A 20,008-nucleotide genomic window follows, 5' to 3' on the forward strand; every position below is an offset into this window, starting at 1 on the left:
CATAAAAGGTGGATTAAATCGCGGGGAAGTAGCAGGCTGGTGTAAATAACCCAGCCTGCTTTTAATGCGGATATTAATTATCCGATGGTGATGTCGTCTTCAATATATAACTGTACCACGGAGCCATCGGCTGCAGAACTGGTGTAATGGTTATAGTTAACCCCATTTGCCACTATTCCGTCTGCCTGCTCCCAGTTACCATTCAGCGTCACCGTGTCGCCATTTTCCCCTCTGACATATAACGTATTATCGTTATCAGTGACCTTCAGCAGACTTTCTGCGCTTATTACCAGATTGTCTTTTCCGGCATCCGTCATCAGGTCGATGGTTTCAATATTGCTGACCCTGGCGGAGATATCGCTAAGGTTCAGCGTTCCCGTGCCATGCCAGGCCAGCGTATCGTTACCATCGGCACCGTTGATAGAGATGAAATCGGTGTCATAGACTTCGAAAACATCTGCACCGCGGGTGCCGGTGAAGGTAATTGCGCCGCCTTCGCTGCCATCAACATCAACGCCCAGGTTAAAGCTCAGAGAGGCATTGCTGCCGTCTGACAGGGCATAGGTGAAGGTGTCAGTGTTTCCGCTGTGCGCATACGCATCATCCACCACGTAGCTGTAGTGACCCGCTTCATCGATAACCAGCGTGCCGTAGGCACCCTTGAAGCTCACCGCATCGTCAGTGATCGCGGTGGTTTCACCGTTCTGGCTCACCGATACCACGGTCAGATCGGCGGAGACATCCTCGATGGAGCCGGCAAGATGCTCTGCCACTTCGTTGAATTGCAGACCCTGCTGAACATAGAGTTTGATTGCCGTGCCATCCAGCGCCGTGCTGGTGTAGAGGGTGTAGGTGATGTTATTCAGCGTTTCCACGCCGTTAACAGCCCACACGCCCTGCAGTGAAAGGGAGTCATTGCTGCCACCCCTGACATACAGCACATTGTTGGCATCCGTGATTTTCTCAATATCATCGGCACTAATCAGCAGCGCCGTTGCCTGGGCGTTATCCTGCAGATCGATGATTTCGATATTGTTCACTTTGTCCGCAATCTCACTGACATTCAGCTCGCCTGTGCCATTCCAGACCAGCGTATCCTGACCCGACTTCCCGTCCACCGAGGTGAACTGGGTGTCGTGAACGGTGAAGCTGTCATCACCAACGGTACCGGCAAAGATCAGCGCGCCACCTTCAGAGCCATCCACGGAGACACCCAGCGTGATCACCAGATTTTTGGTGCTTCCATCCGCCAGAACATAGGTGAATGAATCTTCACTGCCGGTCAGTTTGATCACCGAGTCACTATTCAGTGTGTAGCTATAGCTGCCATCGTTTTTGATCGTCAGCGAGCCATAAGTCCCCGCGATAGTGGTTCCCGCAGCAGCAACCAGCGTATAGCTTGCGGCACCGGTCACAATACCCGCCGTTATTGACGTCACTACCAGCGAACTGTCACTGGTGCTGTCGCTGGTAAAGACCGAACCATTGACGCTGGAACTGGTGCTGACTTTATAGTCGGTGGTGCTGACAATGTTCACTGCCACTTTCACGGTGAGCGCGTCATAGCTGGTAGACCACAGGAAGCCAGGATGTCCGGACTGCGTGCTGTCGACCACGATGCGGTAGGTTCCCGCATTCTGACCCTCCAGCGAGACATTCAGCGGACTGCCACTGGTGATCGCCTGCGTGCCGCTGGTCACGTTGTCCCAGCGCAGCGTCTGCTCGTTGTAAACCTGCAACGACCAGTTCACCGAAACAGTATTGCTGGCATTGATCGACGTCCCGGTCACGCTGACATTAATCTCCTGCAGATCGCTGATGCTGTTAACCGTGAAGCTCTCACTGGTAAAGCTGCTGGTTGCGGTGTTCATCGTGGTGCTCTGCGCCACGCTGTCACTGAGCAGAGCAACGTCGCCGGTCACGTCGGCCGCATTGTTTTCAGAGGCGGTTTCGGTGCTGCTCAGTTTCATGTCGCGATCAACGTAGAGATTCACCGTCTGACCATCAGCGGTCGTGCCGACGTAATGGACGTAATCCACGTTGTTGACCACTTCGCTGCCTGCCAGCGTCCAGCTGCCAGAAAGGGTCAGTGTGTCGGTGATGGCACCTTTAACAAACAGCGTGTTATCGGCATCGGTGATGTCCGCCACGTTTTGTGCGGTGACCACCAGATTATTCACTGCGCTGTCATTAACCAGCTCGATCTCTTCGATGTTGCTGATTTTCGACTGCAGCTCGCTGAGCGTCAGGGTGCCGGTACCGCTCCACACCAGCGTATCCAGACCTTCACCCCCATCAATGTGGGTAAAGCTGGTGTCGCTCACGTTGAAGATATCGTCGCTCGCCGTACCTGTGACATCCTGCGCAGCGGTAACGGTATATTCCGTTCCATTCTGGCTATCCGTATAGGGAGTTGAGGAGAGAGTAACCCCCTGCTGCACGTAGATATCGACCAGGGTACCGGCAGCGGTGGTGCTGGTATAGTGCGTGTAAGTGATGCTGTCGACAATCACCGTGCCACTGTTGATCCAGGTGCCTTCCAGCGTCACGCTGTCGCCAGCGATGCCCTTAACATAGAGCGCATTACTTTCGCTGGTCACATCTTCTACGCTCTGCGCATCCAGCACCAGGTTGTCACTGCTGGTGGTTGAGGTCAGCATGATCGATTCGATGTTGCTGACTTTCGCCGCGACGTCGCTCAAGACCAGCTTGCCATTGCCATGCCATGCCAGCGTGTCATCGCCAGCCGCGCCATCTACTGAGGCAAAGCTCGTGTCATACACATCAAATACATCGTTGACTTCGGTGCCGTGGAATACCAGTGCACCGCCGTTGCTGCCGTCAACCTCAACGCCCAGATGGATCGTGACGGTGGCGTTAACCACTTCACCATTTGCGCCTTTCAGCGCGTAGGTAAATACGTCTTCAGAGCCCGCTGGCAGTGTGGTGGTGGCAGGGGTGTAGGTATAAGCACCGTTGTTATAGATCACCAGAGTGCCATACTGACCCGCGATAGATACGCCACTTTCGGTCACCCAGGTATAGCTGTCATCGACCGTCACATCGCTGGTGCTGTCACCGGCTTTGGCATACATCCGTGTATAGATGGAGCTGAGCTTATCAACCGCACCGTCTGTGCCTTCATCGGTCAGAACGTTGCCGGTTGCGACCTCATTCGCGGTGATAACGTATTCGGTGGGACTGACTGTCTGAACTGACATATCCAGTTTCACCACGTTTGTTGCACCTGTGGTTGAAATCGCTACGCGGTAGGTTCCCTCACCCAGGCCGTCCAGCAGCGACGACATCTCCAGGTTCTGGATAACTTCATCGTTATGCTGTCCGGCTGCCACGACGGCAGTCTGCGTTTTCACCGTGGTCCACGTGCCATCACTGTTCTGCATTTGCACGGCGTAAGTGATGTTTAATGGTGTGGAGAAGTTGTTGCCAAATGCTCCCCATTCGGTTTTTAACGACAGCGAACCGGTAACCAGGTCATCATTCCCTGCCAGGGTAAAGGTGGAACTGTAGTTCTCGGTCCCGCCTGCGACCAGCTTAACGTCGGTATTCGTCGCGCTGGATGACTCATAAGTCACTGTAACGCTGGCATTCGCCTCGTTGCTGGAAGCGATATCCGTAACAGCGGTTGCAGAAGGATCGGTAGCATCCCAGCTCAGATCCAGCGCCTCATTTGTTGTACCAATCTGCACGTAAATCTGAGCCGATGAGCTCTGACCCGTAGCGGAGTCGGTAATGGTGTAGGTAAAGGTATCCACCTTACCGATGCTTTCCATAGCGGAAACAGGCGTGTAGACATAGCTGCCATCAGCGTTGATGATTAGCGTGCCATACTGACCGACCAGCGTGGCGGTTTGGGTGGTGGCATCCAGCGTGACAGATGTCACGGTGCCATCACTGTTGGTCACGCTCGCCGCGCTCACAGAGGTGTAGGCACTGTGCGGAATACCATCTGCCCCATAGACGTTGTCGACATCTGTTATCACATTGCCGGTTGCTGTGGTGTAGTCGGTCGGTGTGCCCTGTTCAGCCAGCGTATAGACGGTTTTAGAGGCTTCCAGATTAAAGCTTACGCCAACGTTAATACCGCTGGTGGTGTAAACCAGCTGATACTGGCCGGCAGTCAGACCGGTCAGCGTGATGGTGGAAGTTGATGCGCCCAGTCCGAACAGGCCAAACAGGTTTCCGCTGTTCTCTTCAGACACGGTGACCCAGGTGCTGGTTGACGAGTCATACTTCTGCAACACCAGTGTCGAGTTACTGGCGACGTTAACGAAGGCAGAAGAGGTCGCTGTTACATCAAGATCGATAATGGTGCCGTCTGCGACCACAATCGGATCGCTGACGATCTTATTGTTAAACGCGATCAATCCGCCGTCCTGCAGGATGGTTCCCAGATCCTCACTGACATCAACCGGATAGGTAAAGCCTACCGCAGCACCTGAGCTGACATTGTCAGATGCCGTCAGGGTGATGGCCTGCACATTCAGATCCAGCGTGCCGGATGGATCGCTGCTGTTGCCTGCCGTGTCCGTGACAGTAAAGGTCACTTCATGGGTGCCATCATACAATCCGTCAGTGGCAGTAATGGTCCAGGTACCATCCTGGGCGACGGTGGTTTCGCCGACGATCTGACCTTTGTCATACATCGTGACGGTGGCACCCGGCTCAAGATCGCTGCCGCTGAAGGTGAGTTTGCTATCGCTCTGGGTTTCGGCTGTATTAATAGCCGCACCCACTTCATCCGTGATCACTACCGTAGTAATGTCCACGCCTTCAGGCGCAACAGAATCCACGAGATAACTTACGGATGCAGTCTCACCGCTGCTGTTACCTGCAGCATCGACAGTCTCAAACGTAAAGCTGTGATCACCCTCAGTCAGGGCTTCAGATGGCGTGAAACGACCAGCTGCCGTCATCTGCAACCTGTGCTTCACCCAGTACTGTGCCATTATCGCGAACAATAATAGTGGTGCCCGCTTCCTGCCCCGATGTACTAAAGGTCGGCGTGGTATCACTAATCGCACTGCCAGCGGCGAACGTATTGCCAGCATCGTCAGAGACGACCACAGTGGCCACATCAAGCAGATCTGGTGCAACGGTATCGACCACGACGTTAATGGTATCGCTGCGGGTGTTTCCTTCCGCATCCGTTACGGTGACGATCAATGCATGATCACCGTCAGCCAGTGCTGCGTCAGGCGTAAAGCTCCAGCTTCCATCCTCAGCAACCACGACACTGCCCAGCACGGTTTCGCCATCGGCGATGGTGACTGTTACATCCGGCGTCTGATCCTGACCGCTAAAGGTCGGTGTGCTGTCGTTAATGGCTTCACCATTCACAATCACATTGCCGGCATCATCTGTCACCACAACACCCGTGTTGATGCCTTTGGTTGCCGAGATTGACAGGTCCAGCGCTTCAGATGCACCGCTGCTGTTGCCGACTTCATCGGTGACTTCGAAAGTGAACTGATGTTCACCATCATCAAGCGAGGTTGAAGGCGTAAAGGACCAGCTGCCATCTTCGCTGACCGTGGTTTCACCCAATACGGTTTCACCATCGCGAATAATCACGGTCGCTCCCGGCTCCAGCGCTGTGCCACTGAAGGTTGGCGTATTATCTGCTGTGATACCGGCTGCGGTGATAGTGGCACCGTCGTTATCGACCATTGTGACCGTAGAGATATCAACCCCTTCAGGCGGTGTGGTATCGACAGTGACGTTGAAGACTCCGCTGGCACTGACGCCTTGTGGATCAGTAACGGTGACCTCGATGGCATGCGCACCGTCAGCCAATCCAGCGGTTGGTGTGAAGGTCCAGCTGCCGTCCGCACCTACAGTCACAGTGATCAGCGTGGTATCGCCGTCAGCGATGACAATAGTGGTTCCAGGTTCGAAGTTTTTACCGTTGAACGTTGGCGTACTGTCACTGATAGTGTCGCCATCCAGAATAGCGGTACCGTTATCATCAACGATTTCCATGGACGGCGCGGTTTGCACCACGACATTGATGGTGTCATTGACATGGTTACCGCTGGCGTCTGTACCGTCGACAACCAGGGCGTGCTCGCCATCGGCCAGTGCGGTATCCGGCGTGAAGGTCCAGCTGCCGTCGTCGTCCACGGTGGCGGTGCCTATTTCGGTGTCGCCATCCGAGACAGTTACGGTGGAACCGGGCTTCATACCACCGCCGTTAAGGGTCGGTGTGCTGTCACTGGTAGTCGCGCCGTCGGCTATCGGATTGCCGGCGTCGTCGGTCAGGCCCGGCACGGTGGCGCTGGTGTCGACGGTCACGTTCACGGTATCGCTCATGACGTTACCGTTCGCATCGGTGCCGTCAATAACCAGCGCGTGATCGCCGTCGGCGAGTGCTGCATCCGGCGTGAAGGTCCAGTTGCCGTCCGCGTCCACGGTGGCGGTGCCGATTTCAGCATCGCCATCAGAGACGTTCACGGTAGAGCCCGGCTGCATGCCGCCGCCGCTGAGGGTCGGGGTGCTGTCGCTGGTGGTCGCACCGTCGGCGACCGGGTTACCGGCGTCGTCGGTCAGGCCCGGCACGGTGGCGCTGGTGTCAACGGTGATGTTCACGGTGTCGCTGACCGTGTTGCCGTTCGCGTCGGTGCCGTCGATCACAAGGGCGTGCTCGCCGTCGGCCAGCGGGGCGTCAGGGGTAAAGGTCCAGCTGCCGTCGGCGTCCACGGTGGCGGTGCCGAGCTCGGTGTCGCCGTCGGAGATCACCACGGTGGAGCCGGGCTGCATGCCGCCGCCGCTGAGGGTGGGGGTGCTGTCGCTGGTAGTCGCACCGTCGGCGACCGGGTTACCGGCGTCGTCGGTCAGGCCAGGCGCGGTGGCGCTGGTGTCGACCGTCACGTTCACGGTGTCGCTGACCGCGTTACCGCTGGCATTGGTACCGTCAATGACCAGCGCATGCTCGCCGTCTGCCAGCGGTGCATCCGGCGTAAAGGTCCAGTTGCCGTCCGCGTCCACGGTGGCGGTGCCGATTTCAGCATCGCCGTCGGAGACGGTTACGGTAGAACCCGGCTCCATGCCGCCGCCGCTGAGGGTCGGGGTGCTGTCGCTGGTGGTGGTGCCGTCGGCGACCGGGTTACCGGCGTCGTCGGTCATGACCGGCGCGGTGGCGCTGGTGTCGATGATGACGTCTACAGCATTGCTGACGTTGTTGCCGCTGGCATCAATACCACCTGTGATAAGCGTGTGTTCGCCATCATCCAGCGCAGTATCTGGCGTAAACGTCCAGTTGCCATCCGCGTCTACGGTAGCTTCACCGATCGGAGTGTTGCCATCTGTGATGACCACGGTGGAGCCGGGCTGCATGCCGCCGCCGCTGAGGGTCGGGGTGCTGTCGCTGGTGGTGCTGCCGTCGGCGACCGGGTTACCGGCGTCGTCGGTCAGGCCCGGTACGGTTTCGCTGGTGTCGATGATGACGTCGACGGTGCTGCTGCTGGCATTGCCGTTTGCGTCGGTGCCGTCAACGACCAGGGCGTGCTCGCCGTCATCCAGCGGCGCGTCCGGCGTGAAGGTCCAGCTGCCGTCCGCGTCCACGGTGGCGGTGCCGAGCTCGGTGTCGCCGTCGGAGATCACCACGGTGGAGCCGGGCTGCATGCCGCCGCCGTTAATGGTCGGGGTGCTGTCGCTGGTGCTTGCGCCGTCCGCCACTGCGTTACCGGCGTCGTCGGTCAGGCCCGGTACGGTGGCGCTGGTGTCGACCGTCACGTTCACGGTGCTGCTGCTGGCGTTGCCGTTCGCGTCGGTGCCGTCAATCACGAGCGCGTGCTCGCCGTCGTCCAGCGGGGCATCCGGGGTAAAGGTCCAGCTGCCGTCCGCGTCCACGGTGGCGGTGCCGAGTTCGGTGTCGCCGTCGGAGATCACCACGGTGGAGCCGGGCTGCATGCCGCCGCCGTTAATGGTCGGGGTGCTGTCGCTGGTGCTTGCGCCGTCCGCCACCGGGTTACCGGCGTCGTCGGTCAGGCCCGGTACGGTTTCGCTGGTGTCGACGTTCACGTTCACGGTGTCGCTGACCGCATTACCGTTTGCGTCGGTGCCGTCAATCACAAGGGCGTGCTCGCCGTCGTCCAGCGGCGCGTCAGGGGTAAAGGTCCAGCTGCCGTCGGCGTCGACGGTGGCGGTGCCGAGCTCGGTGTCGCCGTCGGAGATCACCACGGTGGAGCCGGGCTCCATGCCGCCGCCGTTAATGGTCGGGGTGCTGTCGCTGGTGGTGCTGCCGTCCGCCACCGGGTTACCGGCGTCGTCGGTCAGGCCCGGTACGGTTTCGCTGGTGTCGACCGTCACGTTCACAGTGTCGTTCACCGCGTTGCCATTCGCGTCGGTGCCGTCGATGACCAGGGCATGCTCGCCGTCGGCCAGCGGGGCGTCCGGGGTAAAGGTCCAACTGCCGTCGGCGTCCACGGTGGCGGTGCCGAGCTCGGTGTCGCCGTCGGAGATCACCACGGTGGAGCCGGGCTCCATGCCGCCGCCGTTAATGGTCGGGGTGCTGTCGCTGGTGGTGCTGCCGTCCGCCACCGGGTTACCGGCGTCGTCGGTCAGGCCCGGTACGGTTTCGCTGGTGTCGACCGTCACGTTCACGGTGTCGTTCACCGCGTTGCCATTCGCGTCGGTGCCGTCGATGACCAGGGCATGCTCGCCGTCGGCCAGCGGGGCGTCAGGGGTAAAGGTCCAGCTGCCGTCCGCGTCGACGGTGGCGGTGCCGAGCTCGGTGTCGCCGTCGGAGATCACCACGGTGGAGCCGGGCTCCATGCCGCCGCCGTTAATGGTCGGGGTGCTGTCGCTGGTGCTTGCGCCGTCCGCCACCGGGTTACCGGCGTCGTCGGTCAGGCCCGGTACGGTTTCGCTGGTGTCGACGTTCACGTTCACGGTGTCGTTCACCGCGTTGCCGTTCGCGTCGGTGCCGTCGATGACGAGTGCGTGCTCGCCGTCGTCCAGCGGGGCGTCAGGGGTAAAGGTCCAGCTGCCGTCCGCGTCCACGGTGGCGGTGCCGAGCTCGGTGTCGCCGTCGGAGATCACCACGGTGGAGCCGGGCTGCATGCCGCCGCCGCTGATGGTCGGGGTGCTGTCGCTGGTGCTTGCGCCGTCGGCGACCGGGTTACCGGCATCGTCGGTCATGCCGGGCACGGTTTCGCTGGTGTCGATGATGACGTCGACGGTGCTGCTGCTGGCGTTACCGTTCGCGTCGGTGCCGTCAATCACGAGCGCGTGCTCGCCGTCGTCCAGCGGGGCGTCAGGGGTAAAGGTCCAGCTGCCGTCGGCGTCCACGGTGGCGGTGCCGAGCTCGGTGTCGCCGTCGGAGATCACCACGGTGGAGCCGGGCTCCATGCCGCCGCCGCTGAGGGTGGGGGTGCTGTCGCTGGTGGTGCTGCCGTCCGCCACTGCGTTACCGGCGTCGTCGGTCAGGCCCGGTACGGTGGCGCTGGTGTCGACCGTCACGTTCACGATGTCGCTGACCGCGTTGCCGTTTGCGTCGGTGCCGTCAATCACGAGTGCGTGCTCGCCGTCGTCCAGCGGGGCGTCAGGGGTAAAGGTCCAGCTGCCGTCCGCGTCCACGGTGGCGGTGCCGAGCTCGGTGTCGCCGTCGGAGATCACCACGGTGGAGCCGGGCTGCATGCCGCCGCCGTTAATGGTCGGGGTGCTGTCGCTGGTGGTGCTGCCGTCCGCCACCGGGTTACCGGCGTCGTCGGTCAGGCCCGGTACGGTTTCGCTGGTGTCGACGTTCACGTTCACGGTGTCGTTCACCGCGTTGCCGTTCGCGTCGGTGCCGTCGATGACGAGTGCGTGCTCGCCGTCGTCCAGCGGGGCGTCAGGGGTAAAGGTCCAGCTGCCGTCCGCGTCCACGGTGGCGGTGCCGAGCTCGGTGTCGCCGTCGGAGATCACCACGGTGGAGCCGGGCTGCATGCCGCCGCCGTTAATGGTCGGGGTGCTGTCGCTGGTGGTGCTGCCGTCGGCCACTGCGTTACCGGCGTCGTCGGTCATGCCGGGTACGGTTTCGCTGGTGTCGACGTTCACGTTCACGGTGTCGCTGACCGCATTGCCGTTTGTGTCGGTGCCGTCAACGACCAGCGCGTGCTCGCCGTCATCCAGCGGATTTTCCGGCGTGAAGGTCCAGCTGCCGTCGGCGTCCACGGTGGCGGTGCCGAGCTCGGTGTCGCCGTCGGAGATCACCACGGTGGAGCCGGGCTCCATGCCGCCGCCGCTGAGGGTCGGGGTGCTGTCGCTGGTGCTTGCGCCGTCCGCCACCGGGTTACCGGCGTCGTCGGTCAGGCCCGGTACGGTTTCGCTGGTGTCGACGTTCACGTTCACGGTGTCGCTGCTGGCGTTGCCGTTCGCGTCGGTGCCGTCGATGACGAGTGCATGCTCGCCGTCGTCCAGCGGATTTTCCGGCGTGAAGGTCCAACTGCCGTCCGCGTCCACGGTGGCGGTGCCGAGCTCGGTGTCGCCGTCGGAGATCACCACGGTGGAGCCGGGCTGCATGCCGCCGCCGCTGATGGTCGGGGTGCTGTCGCTGGTGCTTGCGCCGTCGGCGACCGGGTTACCGGCGTCGTCGGTCATGCCGGGCACGGTTTCGCTGGTGTCGATGATGACGTCGACGGTGCTGCTGCTGGCGTTACCGTTCGCGTCGGTGCCGTCAATCACGAGCGCGTGCTCGCCGTCGTCCAGCGGGGCGTCAGGGGTAAAGGTCCAGTTGCCGTCTGCGTCGACGGTGGCGGTGCCGAGCTCGGTGTCGCCGTCAGAGATCACCACGGTGGAGCCGGGCTGCATGCCGCCGCCGTTAATGGTCGGGGTGCTGTCGCTGGTGGTGCTGCCGTCGGCCACTGCGTTACCGGCGTCGTCGGTCAGGCCGGGCACGGTTTCGCTGGTGTCGACGTTCACGTTCACGGTGTCGTTCACCGCGTTGCCGTTCGCGTCGGTGCCGTCGATGACGAGTGCATGCTCGCCGTCGTCCAGCGGATTTTCCGGCGTGAAGGTCCAGCTGCCGTCCGCGTCCACGGTGGCGGTGCCGAGTTCGGTGTCGCCGTCGGAGATCACCACGGTGGAGCCGGGCTGCATGCCGCCGCCGTTAATGGTCGGGGTGCTGTCGCTGGTGGTGCTGCCGTCCGCCACCGGGTTACCGGCGTCGTCGGTCAGGCCCGGTACGGTAGCGCTGGTGTCGCCTTCTGCCGGGTTACCTGCGTTGTCCCCCGCGCCCGGGGTAGAATCACTGCCATTGTCTTCTGCCGGGATACCTGCATCATCACTCACGCCCGACGTTGTGTCGTCGGTGTCGATGATAACGTCGACAGTGCTGCTGCTGGCGTTGCCGCTGGCGTCGGTGCCGTCAACCACGAGCGCGTGCTCGCCGTCGTCCAGCGGGGCGTCAGGGGTAAAGGTCCAGTTGCCGTCTGCGTCGACGGTGGCGGTGCCGAGCTCGGTGTCGCCGTCAGAGATCACCACGGTGGAGCCGGGCTGCATGCCGCCGCCGCTGATGGTCGGCGTGCTGTCGCTGGTGCTTGCGCCGTCCGCCACCGGGTTACCGGCGTCGTCGATGAGAGATGGCGTTGTGGCAGGAACAACGCTGGCAGCACTATTGTCTTCACTGGTTGCTGCAGAGTTATCTTCATTCGCTGCTACAGAGTTGTTATTTCTTGAACCCCCACTGCCACCAGAGTTTGACGCTGCAGCCACACCAATCAATGCAGCAAGACCACCTAAAACACCTCCCGCTACATAGACATTGTCCGCGATAAGGGGATCCGTCGAGGTCGAAACAAGTTCATAAACGCTATTAACCGAATCATAGTCATACGCGTAAATCACACCGTCTGAACCAGAGGCTGTCATGACCGGTATTTCTTCTGCGCTGACGTTCTGCAGGATGATGTCATACTGCTCACCCGTGACATCATCCACCAGCTTGAATTTCATCTGGCCATTCGCTTTTGACGCAATGATCTTCTGGGGAGGCTGCCCATCAACACTGTGAACTTCATAGGACGCAGCCTGTGGCATTGACTCCAATGCCAGCGACTTTCCAGGTTGTAAAGCATGTTTAGCAATAACATTGCCCTGAGTATCTTTAATAATTAATTGTGTTTTCATTTTTCACCAATAGTGTTGAAATGAATCTGGCGGTTAAAAAGTAGCCAGATGCTGCTGTGTTATTTTGATAAAAAAATTTAAAACAGTGAGTTAACCTCCAGATGGCAGTGAGTTATGGCCCGATAACGCGGTGTCATAAAAATGACTAAAAATATATTTTTTATCTTAACGCTTAATAATTAGTGTGATTTGACACTCTGTTTAATAATGCTGACCGGTTTTTTCTTAGCTCTGCTATAGGGTTGGTTATTCATTGCCATGGCAAGGTTTTATCCTGTTTGATGGCTAAGCACTTATCTGAGTAGATAGATAAGTGTTTATCACTTTCATCACTCATATCTTATAGAGAGAAGGATGGTTTAGTTAGTTCTTTAACTTTAATCTGTATTCTTACAAATAAAATCATGAAAGGGAATTTACACACTCTTATCCACACGCTGTAGAGGAGTAATCTAAGTTGGTTTAATCAGACAGTATAAAATAAGTTATTATGGATTTTTTTCGATTTTAAACTCCGAAAAAAAACTGATCAGACCTTGCATGCAGGAATTTTTTGTCAATATTGTGTAAATGTATTTAATAATCCGCTACCAGCGCAGAAATGATTTTTGTTTGTTTCTGTTTTTATTAATAATTAATAATATCAGTAGCTTATATGTATTTATTCGGCCTGATTGAGCATTTTCATTATAAATTTAAACGTAGAAAATACGATTGGAGTTAATGCTGTTTTAACAAGAAATAATCGTGCATTATCACATGGCAATAAATAACATCGTTTCATATTTAGCAATAAATGCACTTTTCAAAATCAGCTCATTGATAAGAACGATAGATCGCAATTTTATAACTGTTGTTAAAATAAAGATGTATATCTATCAGGGTTTATAGGGAGTGATAAACCCGGGCAGGCTATACCTGATTTGAAGTTAATGATGGGTTTTTAAACGCAACATTTTTGCTTTTTAACGATGTAGAGTGAAAAATTATTAACTTTCATTCCTGATCGGGAAGGGTGCTTAATACAGAAGGGTAAAATCGTGCTTACCTCAGCGATAAGCATGTTGCTGTTCAGACCGTAGACTGTTTAATCGGGGAAGGTAACGGATAGATAATCTGGCGAGACCTGCCGGGCGGTGGTAACACCCGGCAAGTGATTGAGCTAATCAGTCAATTAATGAAGACAGCACTGCTTATACTTTTTGCCGCTGCCGCACGGGCAGGGATCGTTACGGCCGGGCAGTTTCTCAGCTGAAACAGGTTTCTGTGGCACGGGAATCGCTTCCGGCTGGGAGATCCAGTGGTCATGCAGCGCCAGCGCAGCAGGGCGGATTGCCTCAATGCTGGCTTCCATCTCCTCCGGCGTCATAGCGTCAATCTTTTCGAGGTTCTCTTCCACGCCGTGCAGGGCGATAGCATCCAGCGCAGGCTGCAGATCCGCTGGCAGAGCAGACCAGTCGGTCAGCGCGACACCGCGCATATAGCCGAAGCACCATTCTTCAACCACGGTAAACTCCAGACCCTCCATCTCGCGGATGCCAAACAGCGGTTCGAACTGCTCCGGGAATTCAGATAAGCGATCAGCCACATCATTCATATGCTGGAAGCACAGCGACATAAAACGCGTCATTTCACGCTCGTTGCTCCATTTTGGAATCTGCTTCTCGCCACCCCACAGCGCCACCAACCACTGGCTGGGTTCGACGGTCACAGGGCCGGAGAGAACGGCAGTCAGCAGACCATCCAGTTCGGAGACATCAATAATCGACGCTTCGCTGCCATATTTTTCCAGCATATCTTCCAGCCATTGCAGCTCTTTTTCGGACAGTGGGCCTTCTTTCATGCGGTTGCCTCCCGGGCATATCAAATTTCAGCGCGGCGTTAAGCCTCAAAACCGCAGCAGTGTACACCCTTGTGGGCTGCAACACAGCTAACCCTGTTCGGGCATTCCCTGGCAGTTAAACCGTGTTCAGCCTCTCTGTCACCTGTTATGCAACTACAGTCACGTACGTTCTGGCGCTGCAGCCGCTCAGCTACGCGTTAAATAAATGACTGACAGAAGGAAAACAGCGTTTCCTGCAGCATGGTTTTGGCTGGCTTTTTCACACGGATCGTCGCTATCGGCCAGTGGATGGACAGATTAACAATGCGACCTAATCTGCCTGCTGGCGGATGGTGTCACCTTCTCGCAGATCTCCGCGCTGTCGGGCTATATCGGCGCCTACGCCAGTTTTATCGGCTACGACAAACGTCACGGTAATGCGGTTGTGGTGCTGCAGAGCGGCTTTAACCGGAGCAACAATTCAGGCATTGCGTTGTTGGTCGATCTGGCAACTCAGGATAAAGTGGTCTGATCCGTTATCTGGCCTGTGTGCAGTAAGGCAAACAGCGCTGTTTTCCCTGCACATAGCATCAGCACAACGGAACGGAAGTGCGATAAACTTTAGCCTGACTGTCAAAATTCAACGTGGAAATCATTATGCGCAGGACTCAACGTGTACTTTTATCAATGGGATTACTGGTTGGCTCGCTGAGCCTGATCCCCGCTGTACAGGCTGCTGGCGAAGCAACGGATACCGTTCCGCCACCGCCGCAGATCCAGCCCGCTAATCCTGATGCTCAGACCGCGACGCCTGATACCGGCAGCGTTCAGCCAGATGCCGGTGCGGCGCAAAACCAGGCACCGACCAGCTCACAGTCTAATGATGGTATTACGCCCACCACGCCAAACACGCCGTCAACGGTGAATGGTGCGCGCCCTGATTATGAACTCAGCACCATCATCATCGACTACAAACAGTACAAAATCGGTGACATCGTGCCAGAGAAGTACACCGATAAAACTTTCACCATTACCGAGTGGCAAAAGCGTAATCTGCCTGCCCCGCAGGAAAATACTCACTGGGCGTATATCAACGCCAACTACATTCTGATTACCAATGACACTGGCAAAATCGTCATGGGTAAATCGGGTGATATCTTCTTCCGTGGCTAATTCCGTGGATAAATAAAATCAGCCGGTCGTGATGACCGGCTTTTTTTTAGCTGAAACGTTCTGCACTAAAGCTGGCCAGCATCGGATGCTTCTCACCGCTTACGATCTCCTCCGCCAGTAATTCCCCGACAATCAGCGCCAGCGTTGCGCCCGAATGCGTGAACGCCACATAACAGCCCGGCACCTTTTGCAGTTGTCCCAGCACCGGATCGCCATCGCCCGGAATCGGCTTCAGGCCAGTCTTCCAGCTCTGAACGCTGAGCGGCTCGTCACCCCGTAACAGCTTGCTCGCTTCGTCCGCCAGCTTTGCCACGACCTGCTCATCAATATAGTAATCACCTCCGGCCAGCGGCTGGATATCCTCTTCATACCAGTCATGATCCAGCGCGTAACGGTTGCCGGGATTAGGCCGGATGGCGGCGCGGGGCGTGTTCAGCACCGCTTTCAACTCATGGCTGCCTGGTTCCGTGATGACCAGCATGGAGACCGGCGATCCGTTGGGGATCGTCACGCCGAGAGGTGCTACCACATCCGGTGTCCAGGGGCCACAGGCGACCACCACCGCATCTGCCCGCAGCTCACCCTGTTCAGTGCGGATGCCACAGGCGCGGCCCTGATCGGTGAGCACGCTGGCTTTACCGGCATGTTCTATCACTTCACCCCCGCGCGCCCGAAACTGATTCACCAGATACTCTGTGAGGTGTGGCAGGCTGACCCAGCCTTCACCAGGATTAAATATTGCCTGCGACGGCAGCGCGTCGGGATTGATGGCCGCATCCGCCTGCGCCACGTTATCCGCAGTCATGAGTTGTGAGTCGTAGCCGTGGGTTTTCTCATAAGCATGCCGCGCCTGGGTTCCGGCTGCATCGTCTTTAAACCAGCAGAGCCCGCCATCAAAACGTAGCCAGTCAAGGTCAGGATGTTGAGCAAACAGGGTGCGATAGCGATCGATACCCGCCATGCGCAGCGCATGGTAGGGCAGGGAGCGCTCACCCGCTGAGTTGAGCCACGACAGTGAACGTCCCGATGCGCCGGAGCAGAGTGCAGCTTCGGTCACCAGCGTCACCGCCGCTCCGCGTTTTGTCAACTCCAGCGCCGTCGACACACCGATGACGCCACCGCCCAGTACCACCACTTTTATTTCATTTTTTAACGCCATTATCAGGTTCCTTGCTCAGTTACAGCACTTCAGAGAGAAAACGTTGCAGTCGCGGCGACTGCGGTGCATCAAAAATGGCACCCGGCGGTCCGGCTTCAACAATCTCGCCTTCGTCCATAAACACCACCTGATCTGCCACCTTGCGTGCAAAGCCCATTTCATGGGTCACTACAACCATTGTCATGCCGCGACGGCAGAGATCCGCCATCAGCGTCAGGACACCTTTCACCAGTTCGGGATCGAGCGCGGAGGTCGCCTCGTCAAACAGCATCACCTCGGGATCCATCGCCAGCGCGCGGGCAATCGCGACGCGCTGCTGCTGACCGCCGGAGAGATCGCGTGGCCGGTGATCGGCGCGTTGCCCCAGGCCCACCTCTTCCAGTCGCTGACGCGCAATCGCCATCGCCTGCGCTTTAGGCAAGCCTTTAACCCGCCACGGGGCCAGCGCCACGTTCTCCAGCGCGCTGTGGTCGGGGAAGAGATTGAAATGCTGAAACACCATGCCAATCCGCAGCCGCAGCGCATCGGGTTTGTCGTGCAGCACCGATCGGTCAGCCAGCAGCACATCCCCGGACTGCGGTTCATGCAGCCGGTTGATGCCGCGCAGCAGCGTCGATTTACCCGAGCCGGATGGTCCGATAATGCAGGTAGTACTGCCAGGCGCGACCCGCAGCGAGACGTTACGCAGCACCTCAATCGGGCCATAGGCCAGCGTCAGATCGCGCAGCTCCAGGCTGGCGCCGTGCCAGCTCGCGCCGTTCAGGTTATTCATGGGTGCCTCCGATTCGGGGTTGCGTGACCAGTGAAACCCCGGGCGCTCTGACTTCATCCACTTCTTTTAAGCCGCTTTTCGGTGCCGTCAGGCGACGGCGGCCGGTGCGATAGCGCACATCGACATAGTTGACCATGTGTGTCAGCGGCACCGTGATGATCAGATAGAACAGCCCGGCCAGCATCAGGGGCGAGAGGTTGCCAGTGAGCACTGCCGCATCCTGACCCACGCGAAACAGCTCCCGCTGCTGGGTCATCAGGCCCAGCAGGTAGACCAGCGATGAATCTTTGATAATGGCGATGAACTGGTTAACGATGGCGGGCAGCACACGGCGGATCCCCTGCGGGATGACCACCAGCCGCATTGCCCGGCCATAACTCATCCCCAGCGCCCGGCAGGCCTCCATCTGGCCGCATTCCACGCTCTGAATACCGGCGCGGAAAATCTCGCCCATATAGGCGCTGGCGATCAGGCTGAGGGCGAAGATCCCCAGCGGATAGGGTGTAGGACCGAACAGCTGATAGCTGAATCGCGCCAGGCCCTGACCAATCAGCAGAATGGTCAGAATCGAAGGCAGACCGCGGAACAGATCGGTATAGAGCCGGGCAGGTAGTCGCAGCCAGCGTGAGGGCGAGATGCCCATCAGCGCCAGCAGAAGACCAGACAGCGTGCCGAGCAGCGTAGCTGCCAGCGAGATAATCACCGTGTTGACCAGCCCGGTGGTCAGCATCTGCGGCAGTACTTCCATCATTGATGGAAAATCAAAGAAGGTGCGGGAAAGAATCGTGAGCAGGTCCATCGCCGTCTCCATGCAGGGTGGGGGATCCCCCGGTTAACTCAGGACGCGGACGTCCGCATCTTTACTGCCCGCCAGGCAGATACTGTTTTGGCATCGGCGATCCGGGGAACCACTTCTCGTAAAGTCGTTTCCAGGTGCCATCCTGCATCGCGGCTTTGATGGCGCCGTCCAGCGCAGCCTTAAAGGCGGGTTTGCCTTTGGCGATGGCAATGCCGGCCGGTGCATCAAACGAGGGGATGTCGGCGGCAGAGACCAGCTTAAAGCGGTCGGCATAGCTTTTTGCTGCCTCGTAGTCGAGGAAGATCGCGTCGAGCGTACCGTTGTTGAGCGCGGAAACTGCGCTGTTGTTATCCGGGAAGCGCACGAGATCGGTCTGGGTGAAGTGTTCGACGGCATAGCTCTCCTGCAGCGTACCCTGGACCACCCCGAGCCGGCGTTTTGCCAGGGTGGCGACATTCTTGACGCCGCTGTCAGAGCGGGTCAGCACGGTGAGAAATCCCGCCAGATAACCCGTCGAAAAGTCGACCGTCTTTTCCCGCGCCGGAGTGATACCGATAGCCGCCACCGCCGCGTCATACTGACCGTTAGCCACGGCCGGCATAATCGCCGAGAAGTCCTGACCAATAAAATCGACCTTATCGATCCCGATTCGGTGGGCGACATTCCGGAAGAACTCGACGTCAAAGCCGGTAAACTCACCGCTGGCATCCGTGAAGGTGTAAGGTTTTGAGTCGCCGACGCTGGCGATGCGTAGCTGACCCGGTTCGATCAGCCCATAAGGATTGTTATCGCTGGCAGCCAGCGTACAGAACGAAAGTGAACAGAGTGCGAGCGTGGTGCCGAGCAGCTTGCCCAGGGTGGTTTGCGATTTCATAGCTCATCCGTTTTTGCAGGTTTAAACATCAGAGACAGTTGAGCCAGCAATTATAATTGAGACCGGTCTCAACGCAGGTGACACCTCAAGACGTGGGCATTGTGAGACCGGTCTCAAGGGGTTATAATGAGTTTAAGCACAGCCTTTTTTCGGCGTCAATATTCCTGTCATCAACCTGTGATTCAAAATAATTATGACGAGTCAGAAACGACAATCGAAAGCGCCTACCGTGGCGGATGTGGCACGTGCAGCAAACGTCTCTAAAGCTCAGGCGGCCCGTGCGCTGGGCGGTTATGGGGCCGTCAGTGATGAGGTGCAGGAGCGGGTCAGCAGCGCGGCCTCAGCGCTGGGCTACCGTCCGAATGCTTTGGCCCGCAGCATGAATACCGGGCGTTCTCATACCATCGGTGTGATTGTCGGTGATATCGAAAACCCTCACTTTGGCCTTGCGCTGCGCGGCATGGCCGATGTAGCGCGCACGGCCGGTTACCATCTGCTGCTTAGCAACAGTGATGAGAAACTGCAGGCTGAGCAGGATGCAGTGCGGGTGATGCTGGAAAAGCGGGTCGACGGCATTATCGTTGCGCCATGCTGTTCGGAGCACCAGCACAACAGCCATCTGACGCAGGTACTGGAAGAGGGCAGAGCGCTGAAATTATTTGATCGCGCAGTGACTGACCTTAATGTGGAAGCGATCTGCTGCGAATTTACGGATGTCGCCGCAGAAGCGACCGCCCGATTGCTGGAGGCAGGTCATCGTCATATCGCCTATGTTACCAGCATGGCGCTGGCAACCGATTTCAGAGCACCAGAGGATTTTGGCCTGACGCCGGTTGCTCAGCGCGTTAGCGGCATGATGCAGGCCTTTGCTGCCGCGGGCGTGGAGTTTGATCCAACGCTGGTGAAAGTGAACGCGCTGGATGAAGCGGAGATTGCCCGTATTGTGGCTGAGCTGTGGCAGCGTCCGCAGCCGCCCACGGCGCTGGTGGCCTCTGACAGCGTGGTCGCGATGTGGCTGCTGCGGGAAGTCACGCAGCGCGGACTGCGCATCCCTGCCGATCTCTCATTTGTGATGTATGACAATTTTCCGTGGAGTGAGATTGTCACGCCGCCGCTGACGGTGGTGGCGCAACCGGTCTATGAGATGGGCCGTGAGGCGGCACGACGCCTGATTGAGGAGATACGCGGCGAGGCAGCCGGGCCAATGCCGCGCTTTGACGCCCGCCTGATGATTCGCCAGTCGATTGCTGCGCCGGCCAGCCTGATCAGCGCGGAATGAT

At 58.0% G+C, this 20,008-nt stretch carries 9 protein-coding genes and 1 pseudogene; 3 read left to right on the forward strand and 7 right to left on the reverse strand.

The genetic code is table 11. The annotated features are described in order from the left end of the window. Window positions 1-77 precede the first annotated feature (77 nt). The 3 genes from AC6I8J_RS02675 to AC6I8J_RS02685 all read right to left on the reverse strand — a co-directional run bounded on the left by AC6I8J_RS02675 (window position 78) and on the right by AC6I8J_RS02685 (window position 13,972). Complete coding sequence (locus AC6I8J_RS02675; protein WP_497825068.1) at window positions 78-4,937, reverse strand: beta strand repeat-containing protein; 4,860 nt, start codon at window positions 4,935-4,937, stop codon at window positions 78-80. Beyond that, complete coding sequence (locus AC6I8J_RS02680; protein ID WP_497825069.1) at window positions 4,906-12,129, reverse strand: Ig-like domain-containing protein; 7,224 nt, start codon at window positions 12,127-12,129, stop codon at window positions 4,906-4,908. Before AC6I8J_RS02680 ends, AC6I8J_RS02675 begins: the two co-directional genes overlap by 32 nt. Before the next feature lie 1,174 nt (window positions 12,130-13,303). Beyond that, window positions 13,304-13,972 carry a YecA/YgfB family protein gene (locus tag AC6I8J_RS02685; RefSeq protein WP_150010999.1) on the reverse strand — a complete coding sequence of 223 codons (669 nt, stop codon included), beginning with the start codon at window positions 13,970-13,972 and terminating at the stop codon, window positions 13,304-13,306. Window positions 13,973-14,327: 355 nt separating this feature from the next. Between AC6I8J_RS02685 and AC6I8J_RS02690 the strand changes: the two are divergent. Together AC6I8J_RS02690 and AC6I8J_RS02695 are read left to right on the forward strand one after the other, a co-directional pair. After that, window positions 14,328-14,483: pseudogene (locus tag AC6I8J_RS02690) on the forward strand (serine hydrolase domain-containing protein); the annotation flags it as partial. A gap of 125 nt (window positions 14,484-14,608) precedes the next feature. Further along, window positions 14,609-15,124, forward strand: a complete 516-nt coding sequence (locus tag AC6I8J_RS02695) for an RcnB family protein (RefSeq protein WP_161735949.1) — start codon at window positions 14,609-14,611, stop codon at window positions 15,122-15,124. Window positions 15,125-15,170: 46 nt separating this feature from the next. Here AC6I8J_RS02695 and AC6I8J_RS02700 read toward each other — a convergent pair whose 3' ends face one another. The 4 genes from AC6I8J_RS02700 to AC6I8J_RS02715 all read right to left on the reverse strand — a co-directional run bounded on the left by AC6I8J_RS02700 (window position 15,171) and on the right by AC6I8J_RS02715 (window position 18,728). After that, the gene (locus tag AC6I8J_RS02700) at window positions 15,171-16,283 is read right to left on the reverse strand and encodes an NAD(P)/FAD-dependent oxidoreductase (RefSeq protein WP_161735950.1); all 1,113 of its coding nucleotides are present in this window, start codon (window positions 16,281-16,283) and stop codon (window positions 15,171-15,173) included. 19 nt (window positions 16,284-16,302) lie between these two features. Continuing rightward, entirely contained in the window at window positions 16,303-17,055 is a 753-nt protein-coding gene (locus AC6I8J_RS02705; protein ID WP_061061528.1) for an amino acid ABC transporter ATP-binding protein, read from the reverse strand. Further along, entirely contained in the window at window positions 17,048-17,854 is an 807-nt protein-coding gene (locus tag AC6I8J_RS02710; protein ID WP_285086527.1) for an amino acid ABC transporter permease, read from the reverse strand. The genes AC6I8J_RS02705 and AC6I8J_RS02710 overlap by 8 nt, the downstream gene beginning before the upstream one ends. 61 nt (window positions 17,855-17,915) lie before the next feature. After that, window positions 17,916-18,728 (reverse strand): ABC transporter substrate-binding protein, encoded by an 813-nt coding sequence (locus AC6I8J_RS02715; protein ID WP_161735952.1) that lies wholly within the window; start codon window positions 18,726-18,728, stop codon window positions 17,916-17,918. A gap of 193 nt (window positions 18,729-18,921) precedes the next feature. Here AC6I8J_RS02715 and AC6I8J_RS02720 point away from each other — a divergent pair, with 193 nt between their 5' ends. Further along, the gene (locus tag AC6I8J_RS02720) at window positions 18,922-20,007 is read left to right on the forward strand and encodes a LacI family DNA-binding transcriptional regulator (RefSeq protein ID WP_497825070.1); all 1,086 of its coding nucleotides are present in this window, start codon (window positions 18,922-18,924) and stop codon (window positions 20,005-20,007) included. The last annotated feature ends 1 nt before the right edge of the window (window position 20,008 follow it).

This window comes from Pantoea sp. X-Soil-ISGK-355 (genome assembly GCF_059730805.1).